Below are 21730 nucleotides of genomic sequence, written 5' to 3'. Positions count from 1 at the left end.
CTGGACGACCGGCGCCTGCCCGCCCTCCGGCTGTGGTTTCCTACTGATCGTCGTGCTCCTCGGATCGGTTGATCATCCCGCGCGGGGGATCACTGCGGGGTGGGGGCGGGAATCCGCAGCCCGGCACCGTTGATCGGGGTCAGCGGGAGCAGCTTCCTGCCCGTGGGGCCGATCTGGATCTCGGTGTCCATCGACGGGCAGACGCCGCAGTCGAAGCACGGGGTCCACCGACAGTCGTCCTGCTCGTACTCGGACAGGGCGTCCTGCCAGTCCTGCCAGAGCCAGTCCTTGTCCAGGCCCGAGTCCAGGTGGTCCCAGGGCAGGACCTCCAGCTCGTCGCGCTGCCGGGTCGTGTACCAGTCGAGGTCCACGCCGAAGGCCGGCAGCACCTCGGCGGCGGCGTCCACCCATCGCTGGTACGAGAAGTGCTCGCTCCAGCCGTCGAACCGGCCACCGTTCTCCCACACCCGCCGGATGACCGCGCCGACCCGGCGGTCGCCCCGGCTGAGCAGGCCCTCGATCAGCGACGGCTCGCCGTCGTGGTAGCGGAAGCCGATCGCCCGGCCGAGCGAACGGTCGGCGTTGATCGCCTGCTTGAGCAGCCGCAGCCGGCCGTCGATGACCTCCGGCCGCTCCATGGCCGCCCACTGGAACGGGGTGTGCGGCTTCGGCACGAACCCGCCGATGGAGACCGTGCAGCGGATGTCCTTGCTGCCCGTGGCGGCCCGGCCCGCCCGGATCACCTCGTGCGCCATGTCCGCGATCTCCAGGACGTCGGCGTCGGTCTCGGTGGGCAGCCCGCACATGAAGTAGAGCTTCACCTGCCGCCAGCCGTTGGTGTACGCGGTGACGACGGTGCGGATCAGGTCTTCCTTCGACACCATCTTGTTGATGACCTTGCGGATCCGCTCCGACCCGCCCTCGGGGGCGAAGGTCAGCCCGGTGCGCCGGCCGTTGCGCGACAACTCCTGCGCCAGGTCGATGTTGAACGCGTCCACCCGGGTCGACGGCAGCGACAGCGAGACGTTCGTGCCCGCGTACTGCTCGGCCAGGCCCGAGCACATGTCGCCGATCTCCGAGTGGTCGGCCGACGACAGCGACAGCAGGCCCACCTCGTGGAAGCCGGAGAACTCCAGCCCCTGCTGCACCATCTGCCCCACGGTGGTGATCGAGCGCTCCCGCACCGGACGGGTGATCATGCCCGCCTGGCAGAACCGGCAACCCCGGGTGCAGCCCCGGAAGATCTCCACCGCGTACCGCTCGTGCACGGTCTCGGCGAGCGGGACCAGGGGCTTCTTCGGGTACGGCCAGGCGTCCAGGTCCATCGTCGTGCGCTTGTGCACCCGGAACGGCACGTCCGCCCGGTTCGGCACCACCCGCTGGATGCGGCCGTCGGGCAGGTAGTCCACGTCGTAGAAGCGCGGCACGTAGACGCTCTCCGTGCGGGCCAGCCGCAGCAGCAGCTCGTCCCGGCCGCCCGGGAAGCCCTCGGCCTTCCACTCCCGGACGATCGCGGTGATCTCCAGCACCGCCTCCTCGCCGTCGCCGAGCACGGCGGCGTCGACGAAGTCGGCGATCGGCTCCGGGTTGAACGCGGCGTGCCCGCCGGCCACGATCACCGGGTCGGCATCGGTGCGGTCGGCCGCCAGCAGCGGGATGCCCGCCAGGTCGATCGCGGTGAGCAGGTTGGTGTAGCCCAGCTCGGTGGAGAACGAGACGCCGAACACGTCGAAGTCGCGCACCGAGCGGTGGGCGTCGACGGTGAACTGCGGCACGCCGTGGGCGCGCATCAGCTTCTCCAGGTCGGGCCAGACCGCGTACGTCCGCTCGGCCAGCACGTCGGGCAGCTCGTTGAGCACCTCGTAGAGGATCTGCACGCCCTGGTTGGGCAGGCCCACCTCGTACGCGTCGGGATACATCAGCGCCCAGCGCACGGCCACGGCGTCCCAGCCCTTGACCACCGCGCCCAGCTCGCCACCGACGTACTGGATGGGCTTGGTCACCTGGGGCAGCAGCGGCTCCAGACGGGGCCAGATCGACGGCTCCACGGCGGGACGCGGCGTGGTGGACGGAACGCTCATGATGCCCAAGGGTACGCGGCCACCCACCGCCCGCCGCGTCGCGCCCACCGCCTGCCCGGCCCCACCCGGAAGAACGCCCGGCCGTGCGGCGCGGCCCGGCCACCGCTGGGCGGTCTCCCGGCTCGCGGCGTCCACGCGCGAACCATGAACCTGGCCACGGCCGCCCCGCACGTGGGCGGATCGCCGCCGGTGGCACGCCGGTACTAACCTCGGACCGGCGCGAGAGGAGATTGCCGCGATGCCGCACCCGCAGCCGGGAGCAGATCGACCGGCCGACGGGGGCACCCCGGCCGTCGACCGGGCCCAGGATCCGGCGGTCGCCGACGAGGCGGCCCCCTCCCCCGTACCATCGCCGGTCGCACCGGCCCCGCGCGGCTCCGCCGAGCCGACCGACAGCGGGCAGGCCGACCCCACGCAGGCCGGGCAGACCGACACCGAGCAGGTCGACACCCAGCAGGTCGAGCCGGTCGATGCCGTGCAGGTCCCCTCCGCCGAGCCGGCGACCGACGACACGGCGACCGACACGACGGCGACCGACACGACGGCGACCGGCTCCACGGCGACCGACGACACGACGGCCCCGGTCGAGACGGCGGCCGTCGAGCACGCGCCGACCGATCCGGAGACGCCGACCGACGGTGAGCCGAGGACGAACGGCGCGACAGGCGCCGACGGAGCGCCGCCGACCGGCGGCACGACGAGGGCCGACGGTGAGGTGAGGGCCGACGGTTCGGCGACCGACCGAGCGACCGACGACGAGCCGGTAGCGACCGACGACGAGCCGGCGGCGACCGGCGACGAGGCGGTGGCGACCGGCGACGAGGCGGTGGCGACCGGCGACAGGACGGAGGTGACCGACGGGGCGATCGACCACGGAACCGACGCGACCAGGACCGCCGCGCTCCCCGACGGCGGGGCCGCCGAGGCGACCGTCCCGGTCGCGGACGCCTCGCCGGAGCCCGGGTCGTCGCCGGGGCCGGAGCCCACCCGGGTCGATCCGGCCGGCGCCCACGGGGCACCTCCCGCGCCACCTCGACCGGTCGGCTCCGCCACCCCGCCGCTGTCCGGCCCGGACCCGACCAGGGTCGAGCCCACGCCGCCGCGGCCCGCCCTCGGCCGGGCCGGCGTGACCCCGCCGGCCTTCGCCCCGGGCCGCGCCAGAGCCAGCAGGCCGACCCCCACCCCGGACCCGACGAGGATCGACGCCCACCCGGACGCGAAGCTGGACCCGCGCCCGGACGCCACGAGGCTGGACACCGGCCCGGACGCCCCGGAATCCGCCGCCCGCCCGGACGCCACGAAGCTGGACCCGCGTCCGGACCGGACGACCGTCGACCCCGCCGCCGCCGAGCCGCCTGCGCCCCGCTTGCGCGGGTCCGCATCGGTCCCGCCGCCGGCCCCGCGCAAGCGGAGCTGGGGGGAGTCCGTCATGTTCACCCCGCCCGCCCCTGCGCCACCGACCCCGGCTCCGCCGCCGCCCGCACCGGTCGGGCACGGGCCGCTGCCGCCCCCGGAGAGCCAGGTTCCGGTGGACCCCTGGGCCGGCGTGGACACCGGCAGTTGGGACCTGCACGCCGCCGAGCTGCCCCCGCTGCCGCCGACCACGCCGCATCCCGCGACGCCACCCACCCGGCGGTATCCGGGGCCGGCGGCCGGCTCGGCGCCCGTCGTCGGTCGCGGCACCCCGGCGGCGTCCCACCCCGTGACCCCGCCGCAGCCGGCCCGGCCCGTGTCGCCCGCGGCCCGGCCCGTGAGCCCCCCGCCGGCCGCCCGGTCCGCGCCGCCGCCCATGGCCCAGCCGCTGCCGCCGCCAGCCCGGCAGGTGTCGCCGCCCCGACCCGTGTCGCCGCCGGCTCGGCCGGTGTCGCCGCCCGCGGCCCGCCCGGTGGCACCGCCGCCACCGCCTCCGCAGCAACGCCGGCCCGCCCCTCCCCCGCCCGCGCCGAAGGCGCCCCGCCGACGCCGGCGGCGCTGGCCGTGGGTGCTGCTGCTGAGCATCGCCTGCTGCTGCGGCTGCCCCGCGTACTGGGTGAAGCCGATGTGGGAGCAGTATCCGGCGAAGGCGGCGCTGCCGGCGCAGATCGCCGACCTGTCGCTGCGCGAGGACGCCCGCAGCAAGACCACCGCGAATCAGCTCGAGGCCGAGACGCGCGAGGCGCACCTCCTGGCCGAGGACACCTTCGCCGGCGTGTACGTCTCGTCGGCCGGCAAGCCCGCCGTCGTGTTCGGCGGCACCGGCTTCCGGCTGACCCCCGAGAGCGACGCGGACGACGAGTTGGCCCGGCTCAAGCCGCGATACCAACTCGGCGATCCCCAGGTGGTCGACACCGACGTGCGGGGGCGGTTCGCCCGCTGCGCCGTCGGCGCGCTCGACGGCACAGACGTGGTGGTCTGCACCTCGGTCGACCACGGCAGCCTCACCAACGGGATCTTCTCCCAGCTCTCCGTGGACGACAGCGCCCGGCTGCTCGACGAGATGCGCGAACAGATCATCACCCCGCAGCAGGTGGGCTCCAGCGCGACGTGACGCGCCCCGCCCGACCGGGCACCGGATTCTTGGACACTTGTCGTCCGCTCCGTACGGGAACTGTCCAAGATTCTCCGGCGGCCGGCGGCCGGCGGGGGCCAACGGCCGGCGGACGGCGGACCGGCACCGGTGGTCCCGGCGCTCGGGTTTCCGGCTTCCGGGCCGAACGGCGACCGGCCCGGGCCACAATCGGGGCATGTCGCGGCGTTGGCTCTTCGCCGATCAGCTGGGGCCGCACTTCCTCGACGACCGCCGCCAGCCGGTCCTGCTGATCGAGTCGAAGGCGGTCTTCCGCCGCCGCGTCTACCACCGGCAGAAGGCGCACCTGATCCTCTCCGCGCTGCGCCACCGCGCCGCCGAACTCGGCGCGCAAGCCACCTACCTGCGCACCGAGACGTACGCGGAGGGGCTGCGTCGGGTCCGCGAGCCGGTCGAGGTCTGCCATCCCACCTCCCGGCGGGCCCTGGAGTTCGTCCGCCGGCAGGACGGGGTGACCGTGCTGCCGCCGCGCGGCTTCGTCACCAGCCTCGACGACTTCGCCGAGTGGGCCGGCGGGGGGCGCGGCGCGCTGCGGATGGAGGCGTTCTACCGGTTCGCCCGCGAGCACCACCGGGTGCTGGTCGACGGCGACGAGCCGGTCGGCGGCCGGTGGAGCCTGGACGTCGAGAACCGGGAGCCGCCGCCGAAGGAGGGCAGGCTCGCCGTCCCCGCCGCGCCGGTGCCGAAGGAGGACGACATCGACGCCGAGGTCCGCGCCGACCTCGACCGCTGGGAACGGGAGGGCATTCGGTTCGTCGGCCGGGACGGGCCACGGCGCTTCCCGGCCACCACGAAGGAGGCCCAGGCCCGGCTGCGCCACTTCCTGCGGCACCGGCTGCCCGCCTTCGGCCCGTACGAGGACGCGATGCTCTCCACCGACCCGTGGCTGGCGCACAGCATGCTCTCCTCCTCGTTCAACCTCGGGCTGCTCGACCCCCTCGACGCGGTCCGGGGCGCGGAGCAGGCGTACCGCAGCCAGGGCGCGCCGCTGGCCAGCGTGGAGGGCTTCGTGCGGCAGATCCTGGGCTGGCGGGACTTCGTGTGGCACCTGTACTGGCACTTCGGCGCCGGGTGGCGGCGCAGCAACGCGCTCGCCGCCCGCCGCCCGGTGCCCCGCTGGTTCCAGGAGCTGGACGCCGACGCGGTGCAGGCGCACTGCCTGTCGGACGTGCTGGCCGGGGTGCGCGACCACGGCTGGGTGCACCACATTCCCCGGCTGATGGTGCTCGGCAACTACGCCCTGCAACGTGGCTGGCGGCCGGCCGAGCTGGTGGACTGGTTCCACACCCGCTTCGTGGACGGCTACGAGTGGGTGATGACCGCCAACGTGGTCGGCATGAGCCAGTACGCCGACCTGGGCCGGATGACCACCAAGCCGTACGTCTCCGGCGGCGCGTACGTCAACCGGATGAGCGACTACTGCGGCGGCTGCCGGTACGACCCGCGGAAGCGTCTCGGCGCAGGTGCGTGCCCGTACACGGCGGGGTACTGGGCGTTCCTGCACCGCAACCGCGACCGGATCCCGGCGAACGCCCGGATGGCCCGCACGATGAAGCAGCTGGACCGCCTCGCGGACGTCGACCGGGTCGTGGCGCAGGAACGCCAGCGAGGCAACGACGCGCCGTGACGATCCGCCCCGCAGGCACGGCGCGGCCCGGGAGGCCGGGCACGCCCGGGCGGCGGGTCAGGCCCCGGCCGGGGGCTCGCCTGCGGCCGGCGAGTTGGCGCGCGGCGGGGCGTAGCGCGGGACGTACTCCTGGCCGGTGAGCTTCTGGATCTCGCTCATCAGCTCGTCGGTCATCTCGCGCAGCGACGTCCGGTCGTCGGGGCGGCCGGTGAAGTCCAGCGGCTTGCCGAACCGGACGATGATCTTCGACCTACCCGGCCGGGGCACCCGGGCGCCGATCGGCTGGGCCTTGTCGGTGCCGATCATGCCGACCGGGACGATCGGCACGCCGGCCGCGACGGCCAGCCGGGCGGCGCCGGTGCGCCCCCGGTAGAGCCGCCCGTCGGGCGAGCGGGTCCCCTCCGGGTAGACGGCGACCAGGTCGCCGCCCCGCAGGGCCGGGATCGCCGCGTCGAACGCGGACAGCGCCGCCCGGCCGCCGGCCCGCTCGACGGGGATCGCCCCCAGGCCGGTGAGCACGAACTTGGAGAAGGCGCCCTTCACACCGGTGCCCTTGAAGTATTCCGACTTCGCCCAGAACGCCAGGTGCCGGGGCACGACCGTGCCGAGGAACAGCTCGTCGGCGACCGAGAGGTGGTTGCCGGCGAAGATCGCGCCACCGGTCGCCGGGATGTGCTCGAGACCCTCCACGGTCGGTCGGAACGCCAACCGGAGCGTGGGCGCCACGGTGAGCTTGCCGATGGTGTAGAGCAGCGGCACTGGTCCTCCGGGGTCGTGCTGGGACAGGCGGTCGTGCGGGGACGGCCGGTCGGGCCGGTAACCAGCGGTCGGCCGATACCGGTGGTCCGTGCTGGCACGGGTGTTGTCACGTTAGCCGACGCTGTCGAGCCCGCCCGCACGGGTCGCCGCCGCGCCCGCTCCGTGACCGCCACGCCCGCTCGGATGGCCGGCACCGCCCCGGGCCATCGCGCGACGCGGCCCGGGGCAGTTAGGAGGGGCCCCCTCCTATACAGAAAGCGTTAACAGGGGACCCCTCCTTGCACCTCAGGCGCGGCGCACCACCACCGTGACGCGGTCGCCGTCGCCGACCTCGCCGGCGAAGCCCGCGCGGTCGGCCCGGCCGGCGAGGTCGGCGTCCTCCGCCACCACCTCGATGGCGTCGGCGAGCACCTCGCGGGCCACGAAGTCCCGGTACGCCGCCACCGCCGCCCGGACCTCCGCCGAGGCCGCCAGCGTCAGCGCGATCCGGTCCGACACGTCCAGGTCGGCGTCGCGGCGGGCCTGCTGGACCACCCGCACCACGTCGCGGGCCAGCCCCTCGGCGGCCAGCTCCGGGGTGACCTCGGTGTCGAGCACGACCACGCCCTCGCCGCCGGGCAGCGGCGCGGAGTGCTCCGCGTCGGCGGCGACGAGGCGCAGCTCGTACTCGCCCTCGGCGAGGGTGACGCCGGCGGCGACGGGCGCGCCGTCGACCAGCTCCCACTCGCCCGCCTTGACCGCCCTGATCACCTGCTGCACCTGCTTGCCGACGCGGGGCCCGAGCGCCCGGGGCACCACGGTCAGCACCTGCTGGCAGTAGCTGGTGACCTCCTCGGAGAACTCCACGGCCTTCACGTTGACCTCGTCGGCGACCAGGTCGGCGAACGGGCGCAGCTGCGCCGCCACCGGCGAGGCCACGGTCAGCTTCGACAGCGGCAGCCGCACCCGCAGCCCCTTGGCCTTGCGCAGCGACAGCGCCGCCGAGCAGACGTCCCGGACGGCGTCCATCGCCGCGACGAGCTCGTGGTCGGCGGGGAACTCCTCGGCCGCCGGCCAGTCGGTCAGGTGCACCGACCGCTCGCCGGTGAGGCCGCGCCAGATCTCCTCGGCGGTCAGCGGCGTCAGCGGGGCCACCACCCGGCACAGCGTCTCCAGCACCGTCCAGAGCGTGTCGAACGCGTCGGCGTCGCCGGACCAGAACCGGTCGCGGGACCGGCGGACGTACCAGTTGGTCAGCGCGTCGAGGAACGACCGGACCGTGGCGCAGGCCCCGGAGATGTCGTACGCGTCGAGCTGCGCCTGCGCCGTGGCGACCAGCTCGTTCGTCTTCGCCAGCACGTACCGGTCGAGCAGGTGGGTGGAGTCCACCCGCCGGCGCGCCGTGTACCCGTCGGCGTTGGCGTAGAGCGAGAAGAAGTACCAGACGTTCCACAGCGGCAGCAGCACCTGCCGGACGGCGTCGCGGATCGCGCCCTCGGTGACCGGCATGTCCCCGCCGCGCAGCACCGGCGACGACATCAGCATCCAGCGCATCGCGTCGGAGCCGTACGAGTCGAAGATGTGGTAGACGTCCGGGTAGTTGCGCAGGCTCTTGGACATCTTGCGCCCGTCCGAGCCGAGCAGGATGCCGTGGCTGAGGCAGTTGCGGAACGCCGGCCGGTCGAACAGCGCCGTGGCCAGCACGTGCATGGTGTAGAACCAGCCGCGGGTCTGCCCGATGTATTCCACGATGAAGTCGCCCGGGTAGTGGTGCTCGAACCAGTCACGGTTCTCGAACGGGTAGTGCACCTGGGCGAACGGCATCGAGCCGGACTCGAACCAGCAGTCCAGCACCTCCGGCACCCGGCGCATCGTCGACCTGCCGGTCGGGTCGTCCGGGTTGGGGCGTACCAGGTCGTCCACCGCCGGCCGGTGCAGGTCGGTCAGGCGTACGCCGAAGTCCCGCTCGATGTCGTCGAGCGACCCGTACACGTCGACGCGCGGATAGTTCGGGTCGTCCGACTTCCACACCGGGATCGGCGAGCCCCAGAACCGGTTGCGGCTGATCGACCAGTCCCGGGCGTTGGCCAGCCACTTGCCGAACGAGCCGTCCTTGATGTGCCCCGGCGTCCAGTTGATCTGCTGGTTCAGCTCGACCATGCGGTCCTTGAACCGCGTCACCGCCACGAACCACGACGACACCGCCTTGTAGACCAACGGGGTGTCGCAGCGCCAGCAGTGCGGGTAGGAGTGGGTGTAGGTGTCCTGCCGCAGCACCACCCCCCGCTCCTTCAGCTCCCGGATCACCGGCTTGTTGACGTCGAACACCTGCTCGCCCTGGTACGGCGGAACCAGCGCCGTGAACCGGGTGTGGTCGTCGACGGTGACGACGGTCGGGATGCCGGCGGCGTTGCAGACGTTCTGGTCGTCCTCGCCGAAGGCCGGGGCGAGGTGGACGATCCCGGTGCCGTCCTCGGTGGTGACGAACTCCGCCCCGAGCACCTGGTACGCGTTCCCGCCGGCCGGTTCGACGAGGAAGTCGTACAGCGGGGTGTAGCGGCGGCCGACCAGGTCCCGGCCGTGCACGGTGCCGACCTGCTCGTAGCCCTCCAGCTCCTTCGCGTACGCGCCCAGCCGCGCCGCGCCCACGACGAAACGGTCGCCGTCGCGCTCCAGCACCGCGTACTCGATGTCGGGGCCGACGGCGAGCGCCAGGTTCGACGGCAGCGTCCACGGCGTGGTGGTCCACACGCCCAGCCGCACCGGCCCGCGCAGCAGCTCGGGGGCCGAGTCGTCGGCGGTCAGCTCGAACCACACCGTCAGCGTGGGGTCGTGCCGGTCCTTGTAGACGTCGTCCATCCGGGTCTCGGTGTTGGACAGCGGGGTCTCGCACCGCCAGCAGTACGCCAGCACCCGGAAGCCCTCGTAGACCAGGCCCTTGTCGTGCAGGGTCTTGAAGGCCCACATGACGCTTTCCATGTAGTCCAGGTCGAGGGTCTTGTAGTCGTTGGCGAAGTCGACCCAGCGGGCCTGCCGGGTGACGTACCGCTCCCAGTCCTGGGTGAACTCCAGCACGCTGGTGCGGCACGCCTCGTTGAACCGGGCCACGCCCAGGTCGAGGATCTCCGCCTTGCTGGTGATGCCGAGCTGCTTCTCGGCGACGACCTCGGCGGGCAGGCCGTGGCAGTCCCAGCCGAAGCGCCGCTCGACGTGCCGGCCGCGCATCGTCTGGTAGCGGGGCACCGCGTCCTTGACGTACCCGGTGAAGAGGTGGCCGTAGTGCGGCAGGCCGTTGGCGAACGGCGGGCCGTCGTAGAAGACGTACTCGTTCTTGCCGTCGTCACCGGCGGGGCGGGCCTCGACGGACGCCTCGAAGGTCTTGTCGGCCGCCCAGTGCTCCAGCACCCGGCGCTCGACCGCGGGCAGGTCGGGGCTCGCCGGGACGCCGGCGGCGGTCGGGTCGTGCAACGGATAGGCCATCGGGGGTCGCTCTCCTCGCGCAGCTCACTCAGTGTGGGTCTGCGAGGACGAGCCCTTTCCGGTACGCCGTCACCGGCGCGCCGGGGCAGGCCCGCGGTACCACCCCGCTTGACGGCCAGGATCGACCGCCCGCTCGTTGCCGGCTGTGACGGGCCGGACCCGTCCGGTTCTACTGGGCCGGTTCGCGCCGGCTGTTCTTCCGGAGGCTCGCCGGTGATGGCCGGGTCGTCGCCTTACTGAGGGTCAAGGATACGCGATCCCCGGCGTCGCCCGCCGCCGACTTGACCGCGCCCCCGCCCGCCCCCGCCCCGCCTTCAGACCTTGGACAGTTGCCGTCCGCGCGACGACAACTGTCCAAGATCAGGTCAGCGGCCCGGGGCGGGCAGGGTGGTGGTCCAGAGCGACGCGCCGTCGCGGTCGCGCAGGTGCACCGTGAACGCGCCCGACTCCCCGTCGATGGCCACCTCGCCGAAGTGCTGGAAGCCCTCCGCCGGCGACGTGTTCGCCCGCGGCGGGGCGTTCACGAAGACCGCCTTGGGGCCGAACGTGCCGTCCAGGGCGTTCGGCCCGAACGCGCCCGCGTGCGCCGGCCCGGAGACGAACTCCCAGAACGGGGTGAAGTCGGCCACCGCCGCCCGCGCCGGGTCGTAGTGGTGCGCCGCCGTGTAGTGCACGTCGGCCGTGAGGAACACGATGCCGGTCACCCCGGCCCGGTGCGCCGCCCCCAGCACCTCGGCGAACTCCAGCTCCCGCCCGGCGGGCGCGCCGGGGTCGCCCTGCGCCACGCCCTCCTGCGCCGCCCCGTCCGGCACCACCAGGCCGACCGGCAGGTCGTTGGCGATCACCTTCCACGTCGCCCGGGACCGCTTCAGCTCCCGGACCAGCCACGCCCGCTGCTCCGGGCCGAGCAGGCCACGCGACGGGTCGGCGTACGTGTTGCCGTCGTTCGGGTCCTTGTAGGTGCGCATGTCCAGCACGAACACGTCCAGCAGCGGCCCGTACGACAGCTTCCGGTACAGCGGCCCGCCCGCCGGCACGGGCAGCCACTCGCCGAACGCCTGCCGGGCCCGCGCGGCGAGCACGTCCACCCGCTGCTCGGTGTAGCGGGCATCGGCCAGGACCTCCCCGGGATACCAGTTGTTGGTCACCTCGTGGTCGTCCCACTGGTTGACCTGCGGCACCTCGGCGACGAACGCGCGCAGGTGCTCGTCGAGCAGGTTGTAGGCGAACTGCCCCCGGTACTCGGCGAGGGTCTCGGCGACCTTGCTCTTCTCCGGGGTGACCAGGTTGCGCCAGATCCGGCCGTCGGGCAGCGTCACCGACTCGGCGAGCGGCCCGTCGGCGTACACGGTGTCGCCGCTGCACAGGAAGAAGTCGGGGCGGACGGCCCGCATCGCCTGGAAGATCCGCATCCCGCCGAAGTCGGGGGCGATGCCCCACCCCTGCCCGGCGATGTCGCCGGTCCAGACGAACCGCACGCCCCGCCGGCCGTGCGCGCCGGGCGCGGTGGCGAACGAGCCGACCAGCGGCTCGCTGCGTACCCCGTGCCGGTCCAGGCTCTCCACTGACACCCGGTAGTGCAGCCGCTCGCCGCACGGCAGCCCACGCACCCGCACCCGGCCGGTGTAATCGGCGGAGGGGTCGAGCACCGGCCCGCGCAGCAGTCGCGCGCCCCGCAGGTCGGGCCGGCGGCTCACCTCCACCCACATCCGGCCCGGCCGGTCGGCGCGGGTCCACACCAGCGCCGAGTCGGCCGTGACGTCGCCGCTCTGCACGCCGTGGGTGAGCACCGGCCGGCCGGCGGGCCGCCAGGCGGGCACGCCGGCCGGCGGGTTCGCGCCGGCACCGGCAGCCTGGGCGCCGGCCGCGCCGAACAGCGCGCCGCCGGCCAGGCCCGCCCCGGTCGCGAGGCCGGCACGCAGCAGGGTACGTCGGTCGAGAGAAGTCATCTGTCCCCTCCACGGGAAGTTGGTCACCAGTGGTGTACCGGGGGCAGGTGTGCTGTTGCGGCGGACCGCATGGCCGGCGGGGGAAGGCCGGCTGACCAGTCGGGGCCGCCGGCACCCGCACGGCACGTGGATGACGCGCGTCACAACCGCGATCCGTCACATCCGGGCCCCCGCCGCCCGTCGTGACGGGTGCATGCTCACGACGATGGGAGGCACGATGAGCCGGATCGACCTGACGGCGGTGGCGCCGGACGCGTACCGGGCGGTGTCCGGGCTGGAGCGCTATGCCCGGGACAACGTCGACCACACCGTGCTGGAGCTGGTGAAGCTCCGGGCGTCCATGCTGAACGGCTGCGCGTTCTGCGTGGACATGCACAGCCGCGACGCCCTCGCGGCGGGCGAGTCCAGCCGGCGGCTGTTCGCCGTGGCCGCCTGGCGGGAGGCCCCCTTCTTCGACGAGCGGGAACGCACCGCGCTCGCGCTCACCGACGCGCTCACCCGCCTCGGCGAGCACGGGGTGCCCGACGACGTGTGGGACGCCGCCGCGAAGGTCTGGTCGGAGAAGGAGCTGGCGGACCTGACGGTCGCGATCGCCACCATCAACGTGTGGAACCGGATCGTGGCGGCCACCCGCCGCCGCCCGTCGACGGACGAGTGACGGCGGCGGGGGCGCGGCTGGCCGGGGGCGGGTGCCGGCCCGGCCGCGCGCCGGCCCCGCAGCCGGCCGGCACGACGGCAGCCGACGCGACGGGGGCGGCCGGCACGACGGGGGCGGCCGGCACGACGGGGGCGGCCGGCACGACGGGGGCGGCCGGCACGACGGGGGCGGCCGGCACGCTCGATGCGCACCGGCCGATGCTGCTCGGGCTGGCGTACCGGCTGCTCGGCAGCCTGCACGACGCCGAGGACGTGCTCCAGGACGCCTACCTGCGGTGGCTCGACGTCGACCGGGCGGCCGTGGCCGAGCCGCGCCGCTACCTGTCCCGGGTGGTCACCCGGCTCGCGATCGACCGGCTCCGCGCCCGGCAGGCGGCCCGGGAGACGTACGTCGGTCCGTGGCTGCCCGAGCCGGTGGCCACCGCGCCCTCGCCCTTCGGGCCGCCGGTCGAACCACCCTTCGGGCCACCCGAGCACGCGGAGCTGCGCGACTCGCTCTCCCTGGCGCTGCTGCACCTGCTGGAGCGGCTGACCGCGCCGGAACGCGCCGTGTACGTGCTGCGCACCGCGTTCGCGCTGCCGTTCGCGGAGATCGCCGAGATCCTCGGCCGGTCGGCGGCGGACTGCCGGCAGCTGCACCACCGGGCGACGGACCGGGTCGCCGCGGGCCGCCGCCGCTTCACCGCGAGCCCGGGCGAGCAGCGGCGGCTGCTCGACGCGTTCCTCGCCGCCGCCCGCGACGGCGACCTGGCCCGGCTGACCGCCCTGGTGGCCGACGACGTCACGGTGTGGGCCGACGGCGGCGGGCGGGTCCGGTCGGCCCGCAACCCGGTGCGCGGGGCGGACCGGGTCGCCCGCTTCTTCGCCGGCGTCCACGGGCCCCGCCGCCGGCCCGCGCCCCAGCTCGCCCCGGCCGAGCTCAACGGCCGGCCCGGGGTCGTCATCCGCTGGCCCGACGGCCGGCGGTACGCGCTGGCCGTGGCCGCCGCCGGCGACCGGATCACCGGCCTGTACCTGATCGGCAACCCGGACAAGCTGACCCGGCTGGCGGGGTGAGGCGGCCGTGGGACCGGCCCCGCCGCCCGCGCGGTCGGAAACCCGTCAGTGCGGCTCGGAGCCGGTCAACCCGCGCCGGAGCCGGTCAGCCCAGCTCGGGGAACCAGAGCGCGATCTCGCGCTTGGCGCTGTCGGTCGAGTCGGAGGCGTGTACCAGGTTCTCCCGGTTCGACAGGGAGAGGTCGCCGCGGATGGTGCCGGCGGCGGCCCGGCGGCCGTCGGTGCTGCCGATCATGCCGCGCACGACCTCGATGACCTGGTCACCGGCGAGCACGAGGGCGACCAGCGGCCCGCCGGTCATGAAGCCCTTCAGCGGCGGGTAGAACGCCTTGTCGACGTGCTCGGCGTAGTGCTGGTCGGCGAAGTCGCCGTCCATCGTCCGGGACACCATGGCGTCGATCCGCAGGCCCTTGCGCTCGAAGCGGGAGAGGATCTCGCCGACCAGGCCACGGCGGACCGCGTCGGGCTTGATCAGGACGAGGGTGCGCTCGTCCGGGCTGCTGCTGGACACGCTGGGTTCCTCCTGTGCGCGGAAGGCGGCTCGCATGGGTACGGTCAGCCTAGCGACCCGGTCCCGGCGCCGGCGCGGCGGCTGCTCTTTCCCTGGGTCGCCGATCCGGCCTAGCCTGGCCCTTGACTCCAGGGAGGTCCACTGTGGCTGACGGGAACCGACCCATCGCGCCGGTACGCAAGCTCATCGCCGCGGTGCTCGGCACCGTGGCCACCTTCGTCGTCCTGTTCGGGCTGGGCATGACGAGCTGGGCGATCGTGGCGCTGGGCGTGGCGCTGGTGGTGCTGGCGATCGCGCTGGCCACCGTGCGCGGCGGCGGGCGCACCTGGGTCGTCGGCGTCGGGCACGTGCACAGCGCCTCCGAGCCCCCCACCACGTACGCGTTCGGCCGCTGCGAGCTGCAACTGGTCATCGACGCACCGGGAATGCCGCCCCGGTCGAAGAAGATCATCGAGCCGAGGGTGTCGGTCGCGAAGTGGCCGTCGGTCGGCCAGTCCCTGCCGATCCGGGTGGCCCTCGACGACCAGCGCCACGTCCGGGTCCTGTGGGACGACGTGCCCACCCACGCGGAGACCGCCGCCGCGGCCGTCGCCGACCTGCCGCCCGAGTTCGCCGCGGCCGATCCCGTCGACGAGGTGCTCATCGGGCAGGAGGCGCCGCCGTGGGCCGACCGCGCCGCGGACGACGACTTCCACGACGACCCGCGCGACGCGCCGGCGTCCGACCCGCTGCGCGACGACCTCCACCCGCTGCGCGACGACCTCGGCCCGCTGCCGGATGATCGGGAGCCCGTCGTGATGCACCACCGCCCCGGCGGCCCGGTCGTGCTCGAGGGGACGCTGGTGGAGCCCAGCGCCGGCCAGTTGCCCCGCCGGGCCACCCCGGCCCCCCGCTCCCCGGCCGAGGAGCGGTTCACGGCGACCGAGGAGCGGTTCGCCCCGGCCGACGAGCGGTTCGAACCGACGGTTCCGGTGGAGACCATCGACGCGGGCCCCGCGCCCGCCGACCCGGTCGACGCCCGCCCGCCCCTCGACCCGATCGACGTGCCGCTGGACGACCCGGGCGCCCGGGCGGCCCCCCTGGACCAGGCGGAGCTGGACGAGGCGATCTTCGGCTACGACCCGGAGGCCGAGCCGGCCGACGCCGCCGCCCCGATCAGCGGCGTCGGCATCACCCTGCTGGTCACCGACCTGGGCCGCTCGCTGGAGTTCTACCGGGACACCCTCGGCTTCACCGAGGTCGACCGGGGCTCCGGCAACGCCGTGCTCGCCTCCGGGGCGACCCGGCTGGTGCTGCGCGAGGTCGCTGGCGCGGCCCCCATGAGCCGCCGGCTCGTCCACGTCAACCTGGAGGTCGACGACATCCAGGGCGCGTACGAACGGATGCGCGAGTCCGGCGTCCGGTTCACCTACGCCCCCCGGGTGGTCAACCGGGGCACCAAGCTGGAGGTGTGGGCGGCGGCGTTCCGCGACCCGGACGGCCACGGCGTGGCCCTCACCCAGTGGCGCACCCGCGCCGACGCCTGAGGTGCAAGGAAGGGCCCCTGTTAACGCATTCTGTAGAGCAGGGGCCCCTTCCTAACCGCCGCCCGCCCCGAAGGCGGCGGCGCGGCGAACCGCGCGGCGGCGCGGGGCGAGCGCACGGCAGGGCGACGGGGCGGGCGCACGGCAGGGCGACGGGGCGGCTCAGCGGCCGAGGATCACCCGGCGCACGTGCAGGGCGTACCCCCAGACCAGCGCGAAGATGATCCCCAGCACCAGCAGCGACCAGTGCAGCAGCCCGGCGAGCATCAGCGCCCCCTGAAGCACGGTGCCGGCGTGCCACGCCCACGGGCGGCGCATCATGCCGGCGAGCGCCACCGCCGCCACGGCCAACAACACGATCACCGCGATGGCCGCGCCGCTCAGCTCGCCGCCGACCACCCGGATCGGCTGGATGGCCAGCAGCAGCACCAGCGCTTCCAACCCCAGCGTCCCCGCGCCCAGGCCACGCACGGCCCCCTCGGGGTTACGCAGCCCGGACCGGCCCGGCCCGCCCGGCGACGGACGCTCCTCCGGCGACTGCGGGCGTTCCCCGGGGGACGTCATCGCTTGAGCAGCCGGCGGGCGTCGGCCACGGTCACCACCGAACCGGTGATCAGCACGCCGACCCCGGCCAGCTCGCCGGGCACGTCGGACTCGGCCTGTGCCACCGCCGCCTCGATCGCGTCGGGCATCTCCTCGGCCACCTCCACCCGGTCCGACCCGAAGACCTCCCGGGCCAGCTCGGCCAGCTCCTCGGCCGGCATCGCCCGGGGCGAGGAGTTGCGGGCGACCACCAGGTGGTCGAGCACCGGCTCCAGCAGCTCCAGCAGGCCCGCCGCGTCCTTGTCGCCGAGGACGGCGAGCACGCCGACGAGCTTGCTGAACGCGAACTCCTCCTGCAACGCGGTGACCGTCGCGGCCATCCCGTGCGGGTTGTGCGCGCCGTCGAGCAGGATCGTCGGGGCCGTGCGCACCTTCTCCAGCCGGCCGGGCGAGCTGACGGCGGCGAAGCCCTCCCGTACGGCCTCGACGTCGAGTTGCCGCTTCGCCCCCGCCCCGAGGAACGCCTCCACGGCGGCCAGCGCCACCGCCGCGTTCTGCGCCTGGTGCGCGCCGTGCAGCGGGACGAACACCTCCTCGTACACCCCGCCGAGCCCCTGGATGTTCAGGACCTGGCCGCCGACGGCGACCGACCGGCGCAGCACGCCGAACTCGGACCCCTCGCGGGCGATGGTCGCGCCGACCTCGGCGCAGCGTTCGAGGATCGGCCGGGCGGCCTCCTCCTCCTGCGCCGCGCAGACGACCGTGGCCCCCTTGTGGATGATCCCGGCCTTGTGCAGGGCGATGTCGGTGAGCGTGTCGCCCAGCCACTCGGTGTGGTCGAGCCCGATCGGGGTGAGCACCGCCACCCCGGCCTGGAGCACGTTTGTGGCGTCCTCCGCGCCGCCGAGCCCCACCTCGACCACCGCGACGTCCACCGGGGCGTCGGCGAACGTCGCGAACGCCAGGGCCGTCGTCATGTCGAAGTACGTCAGCGGCTCGGCGGAGCGCTGGTCGACCAGCTCGGCCAGGGGGGCGATCTCGCGGTACGTGGCCACGAACCGGTCCTCGCCCACCGGCTCCCCGTCGAGGCTGATCCGCTCCCGCACGCTCTCCAGGTGCGGGCTGGTGTAGCGGCCGGTGTGCAGCCCGAACGCCCGCAGCAGCGAGTCGATCATCCGGGCGGTCGAGGTCTTGCCGTTGGTCCCGGTGAGGTGGATCGACGGGTACGCCCGCTGCGGGCTGCCGAGCAGGTCGAGCAGCGTCTCGATGCGGTCCAGCTCGAAGTGCATGCGGGTGAAGCCGCGCCCGTTGAGCGCGGCCTCCACCTCGGCGAACTCGGTGCGGCTGTCGTCGCCCCCACGGGCGCGGTCGGTGCGGTCGGTGCGGTCGGTCACGAGGGCAGCGCCTCCAGAGCGGCGTCGATGCGGACCAGGTCGGCCTCGGCGGTGGCCAGCCGCTCCCGGATCTTGGCGACCACCGGCTCCGGGGCCTTCCCCACGAACGCCGGGTTGTCGAGCTTCGCCCGGGCCTGGGCGACCTCCTTCTCGGCCGCCGCCCGGTCCTTGGCGAGCCGGGCCCGCTCGGCGGCCACGTCGATCGACCCCCGGGTGTCCAGCGCGACGCTCACCTCGCCGGGCATGGCGAGGGTGGCGCTGGCCTGGAAGTCGTCGGCGGGCGGGTCGAGCCGGACCAGCGACCGGATCAGCCGCTCGTGGCCCGCGATGCCCGCGCCGGCCAGGCCGTCGAGCCGCGCGGCGACCCGCTGGGTGGGCCGCAGGCCCTGGTCGGACCGAAAGCGCCGGATCTCGGTCACCACCCGCTGGACGGTGCCGACCTCGCCCTCCGCGGCGTCGTCGATCCCGGTACGGTCGGCAGCCGGCCAGGCGGCCGTCATGACCGTCTCCCCGCCGGTGAGCGCGGTCCACAGCTCCTCGGTGACGAACGGGATCACCGGATGCAGCAGCCGCAGGAGCTGGTCGAGCACGTGCCCGAGCACCCGCCGGGTGGCGTCGGCCCCCGGCCCGCCCTCGGCGAGCACCGGCTTGCTCAGCTCCACGTACCAGTCGCAGACGTCGTCCCACGCGAAGTGGTAGAGCAGGTCGCAGACCTTCGCGAACTCGTACGCCTCGAACTGCTCGTCCACCTCGGCGGTGACGTGCGCCAGCCGGGACAGGATCCACCGGTCGACGGTGGAGAGCTGCCCGGCGTCGGGCAGCGGGCCGTCGACGTGCGCGCCGTTCATCAGCGCGAAGCGGGTGGCGTTCCAGAGCTTGTTGCAGAAGTTGCGGGAGCCCTGGCACCAGTCCTCGCTGACCGGGACGTCCTGGCCGGGGTTGGCGCCCCGGGCGAGGGTGAACCGGGTCGCGTCGGCGCCGAACCGGTCGATCCAGTCCAGCGGGTCGACCACGTTGCCGAACGACTTCGACATCTTCTTGCCGTGCTCGTCGCGCACCATGCCGTGCAGGGCGACCACGTCGAACGGCTGCCGGCCGTCCATCGCGTACAGGCCGAACATCATCATCCGGGCGACCCAGAAGAACAGGATGTCGTAGCCGGTGACCAGGACGCTGGTCGGGTAGAACTTCGCCAGGTCCGGCGTCTGCTCGGGCCAGCCGAGGGTGGAGAACGGCCACAGGCCGCTGGAGAACCAGGTGTCGAGCACGTCCTCGTCCTGGTGCCAGCCCGCGCCGGTCGGCGGCTCCTCGTCGGGGCCGACGCAGACGATCTCGCCGTCCGGCCCGTACCAGACGGGGATGCGGTGGCCCCACCAGAGCTGCCGCGAGATGCACCAGTCGTGCATGTTGTCGACCCACGCGAAGTACCGCTTCGCCAGCTCGGCCGGCTCGATCTTCACCCGGCCGTCGCGCACCGCGTCGCCGGCCGCCTTCGCCAGCGGGCCGGTGTTGACGAACCACTGCAACGACAGCCGCGGCTCGACCGTGGTCTTGCACCGGGAGCAGTGGCCGACGGCGTGCACGTACGGCCGCTTCTCGGCCACGATCAGGCCCTGCTCGCGCAGCGCGGCCACGATCGCCGGCCGGGCCTCGTAGCGGTCCAGGCCCTGGAACGGGCCGTGGGCGGTGATCACCCCGCGCTCGTCCATGATCGTCAGGGCCGGCAGGTCGTGCCGCTGGCCGATCTCGAAGTCGTTCGGGTCGTGCGCCGGGGTCACCTTCACCATGCCCGTGCCGAAGGCCGGGTCGACGTGCTCGTCGGCCACGATCGGGATACGCCGGCCGGTCAGCGGCACCTCGACCTCGGTGCCGATCAGGTGCCGGTACCGCTCGTCGTCGGGGTGCACCGCCACGGCGGTGTCGCCGAGCATCGTCTCGGCCCGGGTGGTGGCCACCACCACGTCGGGGGAGTAGCGGATCGAGACCAGCTCGCCCTCGTCGTCGGTGTGCTCGACCTCGATGTCCGACAGGGCGGTCAGGCAGCGCGGGCACCAGTTGATGATCCGGTTGGCCCGGTAGATCAGCCCGTCGTCGAAGAGCTTCTTGAACATGGTCTGCACGGCCCGGGAGAGGCCGGCGTCCATGGTGAAACGCTCCCGGTCCCAGTCGACGGCGTCACCGAGGCGACGCATCTGGCCCAGGATCGCGCCGCCGGACTCGGCCTTCCACTGCCACACCCGCTCGACGAACTTCTCGCGGCCCAGGTCGTGACGGGACAGGCCCTCCCCAGCAAGCTGCCGCTCCACCAGGTTCTGGGTGGCGATGCCGGCGTGGTCCATGCCCGGCAGCCAGAGCGCCTCGAAACCCTGCATCCGCTTGCGCCGGGTCAGCGCGTCCATGAGGGTGTGCTCGAAGGCGTGGCCCATGTGCAGCGACCCGGTGACGTTGGGCGGGGGGATGACCACGGCGAACGGGGGCTTGTCGCTCTGGGCCGACGCCCGGAACCGGCCGCCGGCTACCCACTGCTCGTACCGCCGCTGCTCTACCTCGCCCGGCTGGTACTGGGCGGACAGGGTCGGGGCGTCGGGGCGTCGGGCATCCAGTCTCTCGGTCACCCTCAAAGTCTACGGAGCGCTTCCGAGGACCTGACGTGCGCCACCTGTTGTTCGCGTACGGTGTCGGCTATGTCCGACGCGCATCTCACGCAGCGTTCGCTCACCGACGAGCCCGAGCCGATCGACCTCACCGAGGAACCGATCCGGCTCGGTGACCAGGGCCAGGAGGACGGCCCCGGCCGTGCGCCCCGGTCCCGGCGGCGGCGCATCGTCCTCGCGGTGGTGCTGGCTGCCGGCCTCGCCGGGGTGGGCGCGCTCGGCGTCGCCGGCTGGCGGGTGGCGCAGCAGAAGGACACCGAGCTGTCCAGCCCCGACACCGTCGCCGGCCTGCGCCGGGACGACAGCGAACGCGCCCGCAGCACCGCCGACTACCTGCGTGACGGCCTGTCCGCCGACATCGACCTGGACCGCAGCTTCGGCACCGTCTACCGGGACCCAGCCGACGACAAGCGGACGGTGCTCATCTTCGGCGGTACGACGCTGCTGTGGCAGCCGGAACGCGACCTGGACACCCTGTTCCGCCTCATGACGGACGAGACCGGGAAGGTCACCGGCCTGCGGGAGGTCTCCCCCGGCCGGCTCGGCGGGGTCATGAAGTGCGGCACGACCACCGGCGAGGGCGGCGACTTCGCGATCTGCGGCTGGGCGGACCACGGCAGCGTGGCGATGGCGATGTTCCCGGGTCGGCCCGTGGACTCCGCCGGTGACCTGCTACGCCAGATCCGCGAGGGAATCCAGACCCGCTCCTGATACCCACCGGCCCAGATCCCGCCCCGCCCCTGCCCCTGGCCCCGCCCCGCCCCCAGCTCCGGTGATCAAGAGATTTGCGTCAAAGTGGATCTCCAGCCTGACGCAAACCTCTTGATCACCGAAGATACCCCCGCCGTTCGGGGCCGGAAACGGTTCAGGGCCACCCCAACCGGGGTGGCCCTGAACGAAAGAATGTCCGGCGGTGTCCTACTCTCCCACACCCTCCCGAGTGCAGTACCA

14 protein-coding genes are annotated in these 21730 nt (G+C 73.9%); 6 read left to right on the top strand and 8 right to left on the bottom strand.

The genetic code is table 11. The features are described from left to right. Positions 1–89 precede the first annotated feature (89 nt). On the bottom strand, positions 90–2081 hold the full coding sequence (locus tag ACFYWL_RS27080) for a TIGR03960 family B12-binding radical SAM protein (RefSeq protein WP_386978183.1): 1992 nt from the start codon (positions 2079–2081) through the stop codon (positions 90–92). Positions 2082–2319: 238 nt separating this feature from the next. On the opposite strand from ACFYWL_RS27080, the gene ACFYWL_RS27075 reads away from it, so the two are divergent. After that, positions 2320–4608, top strand: a complete 2289-nt coding sequence (locus ACFYWL_RS27075) for a hypothetical protein (RefSeq protein ID WP_386978180.1) — start codon at positions 2320–2322, stop codon at positions 4606–4608. A 196-nt stretch (positions 4609–4804) separates the two neighbouring features. Beyond that, positions 4805–6274 (top strand): cryptochrome/photolyase family protein, encoded by a 1470-nt coding sequence (locus ACFYWL_RS27070; RefSeq protein ID WP_386978177.1) that lies wholly within the window; start codon positions 4805–4807, stop codon positions 6272–6274. Between the two features lie 57 nt (positions 6275–6331). On the opposite strand, the gene ACFYWL_RS27065 is transcribed toward ACFYWL_RS27070, so the two are convergent. The 3 genes from ACFYWL_RS27065 to ACFYWL_RS27055 form a co-directional block, all read right to left on the bottom strand. Further along, a complete protein-coding gene (locus tag ACFYWL_RS27065; RefSeq protein ID WP_386978174.1) occupies positions 6332–7033 on the bottom strand; it encodes a lysophospholipid acyltransferase family protein in 702 nt (233 codons plus the stop codon). A 285-nt stretch (positions 7034–7318) separates the two neighbouring features. Next, positions 7319–10492, bottom strand: coding sequence for an isoleucine--tRNA ligase (gene ileS, locus ACFYWL_RS27060; RefSeq protein WP_386978171.1), 3174 nt, complete (start codon positions 10490–10492; stop codon positions 7319–7321). 365 nt (positions 10493–10857) lie between these two features. Then, entirely contained in the window at positions 10858–12441 is a 1584-nt protein-coding gene (locus tag ACFYWL_RS27055; protein ID WP_386978168.1) for an alkaline phosphatase D family protein, read from the bottom strand. A 217-nt stretch (positions 12442–12658) separates the two neighbouring features. Between ACFYWL_RS27055 and ACFYWL_RS27050 the strand changes: the two genes are divergently transcribed. Together ACFYWL_RS27050 and sigJ are read left to right on the top strand one after the other, a co-directional pair. After that, positions 12659–13099 carry a carboxymuconolactone decarboxylase family protein gene (locus tag ACFYWL_RS27050; protein WP_386978166.1) on the top strand — a complete coding sequence of 147 codons (441 nt, stop codon included), beginning with the start codon at positions 12659–12661 and terminating at the stop codon, positions 13097–13099. After that, positions 13048–14154, top strand: coding sequence for an RNA polymerase sigma factor SigJ (gene sigJ, locus ACFYWL_RS27045; protein WP_386978163.1), 1107 nt, complete (start codon positions 13048–13050; stop codon positions 14152–14154). The genes ACFYWL_RS27050 and sigJ overlap by 52 nt, the downstream gene beginning before the upstream one ends. Before the next feature lie 85 nt (positions 14155–14239). On the opposite strand, the gene ndk is transcribed toward sigJ, so the two are convergent. Continuing rightward, complete coding sequence (gene ndk / locus ACFYWL_RS27040; protein ID WP_386978160.1) at positions 14240–14665, bottom strand: nucleoside-diphosphate kinase; 426 nt, start codon at positions 14663–14665, stop codon at positions 14240–14242. A gap of 143 nt (positions 14666–14808) precedes the next feature. On the opposite strand from ndk, the gene ACFYWL_RS27035 reads away from it, so the two are divergent. Next, positions 14809–16191: a VOC family protein gene (locus tag ACFYWL_RS27035; protein WP_386978157.1), complete on the top strand. Its 1383-nt coding sequence runs from the start codon at positions 14809–14811 to the stop codon at positions 16189–16191. 159 nt (positions 16192–16350) lie between these two features. On the opposite strand, the gene ACFYWL_RS27030 is transcribed toward ACFYWL_RS27035, so the two are convergent. The 3 genes from ACFYWL_RS27030 to ACFYWL_RS27020 form a co-directional block, all read right to left on the bottom strand. Further along, positions 16351–16752 carry a DUF4233 domain-containing protein gene (locus tag ACFYWL_RS27030; RefSeq protein WP_386978154.1) on the bottom strand — a complete coding sequence of 134 codons (402 nt, stop codon included), beginning with the start codon at positions 16750–16752 and terminating at the stop codon, positions 16351–16353. Continuing rightward, positions 16749–18020: a bifunctional folylpolyglutamate synthase/dihydrofolate synthase gene (locus tag ACFYWL_RS27025; RefSeq protein WP_386978358.1), complete on the bottom strand. Its 1272-nt coding sequence runs from the start codon at positions 18018–18020 to the stop codon at positions 16749–16751. Before ACFYWL_RS27025 ends, ACFYWL_RS27030 begins: the two co-directional genes overlap by 4 nt. Positions 18021–18121: 101 nt before the next feature. Beyond that, positions 18122–20740, bottom strand: coding sequence for a valine--tRNA ligase (locus ACFYWL_RS27020; RefSeq protein WP_386978151.1), 2619 nt, complete (start codon positions 20738–20740; stop codon positions 18122–18124). Positions 20741–20809: 69 nt separating this feature from the next. On the opposite strand from ACFYWL_RS27020, the gene ACFYWL_RS27015 reads away from it, so the two are divergent. Further along, positions 20810–21490, top strand: coding sequence for a hypothetical protein (locus tag ACFYWL_RS27015; protein WP_386978148.1), 681 nt, complete (start codon positions 20810–20812; stop codon positions 21488–21490). Positions 21491–21730: the final 240 nt, after the last annotated feature.

Source organism: Micromonospora sp. NPDC002575, assembly GCF_042889525.1.
Classification (GTDB): Bacteria; Actinomycetota; Actinomycetes; order Mycobacteriales; family Micromonosporaceae; genus Micromonospora; species Micromonospora carbonacea.
Note: the sequence above shows the minus strand (reverse complement) of the source record. Positions and strands in the feature narration are given on the sequence as shown.

Bases quoted from the DNA above. Each gene is read 5' to 3' on its own strand.
- ACFYWL_RS27080 (WP_386978183.1), bottom strand. From the start codon at position 2,081: ATGAGCGTTCCGTCCACCACGCCGCGTCCCGCCGTGGAGCCGTCGATC.
- ACFYWL_RS27075 (WP_386978180.1), top strand. From the start codon at position 2,320: ATGCCGCACCCGCAGCCGGGAGCAGATCGACCGGCCGACGGGGGCACC.
- ACFYWL_RS27070 (WP_386978177.1), top strand. From the start codon at position 4,805: ATGTCGCGGCGTTGGCTCTTCGCCGATCAGCTGGGGCCGCACTTCCTC.
- ileS (WP_386978171.1), bottom strand. From the start codon at position 10,492: ATGGCCTATCCGTTGCACGACCCGACCGCCGCCGGCGTCCCGGCGAGC.
- ACFYWL_RS27055 (WP_386978168.1), bottom strand. From the start codon at position 12,441: ATGACTTCTCTCGACCGACGTACCCTGCTGCGTGCCGGCCTCGCGACC.
- ACFYWL_RS27050 (WP_386978166.1), top strand. From the start codon at position 12,659: ATGAGCCGGATCGACCTGACGGCGGTGGCGCCGGACGCGTACCGGGCG.
- ACFYWL_RS27030 (WP_386978154.1), bottom strand. From the start codon at position 16,752: ATGACGTCCCCCGGGGAACGCCCGCAGTCGCCGGAGGAGCGTCCGTCG.
- ACFYWL_RS27025 (WP_386978358.1), bottom strand. From the start codon at position 18,020: ATGCACTTCGAGCTGGACCGCATCGAGACGCTGCTCGACCTGCTCGGC.
- ACFYWL_RS27015 (WP_386978148.1), top strand. From the start codon at position 20,810: ATGTCCGACGCGCATCTCACGCAGCGTTCGCTCACCGACGAGCCCGAG.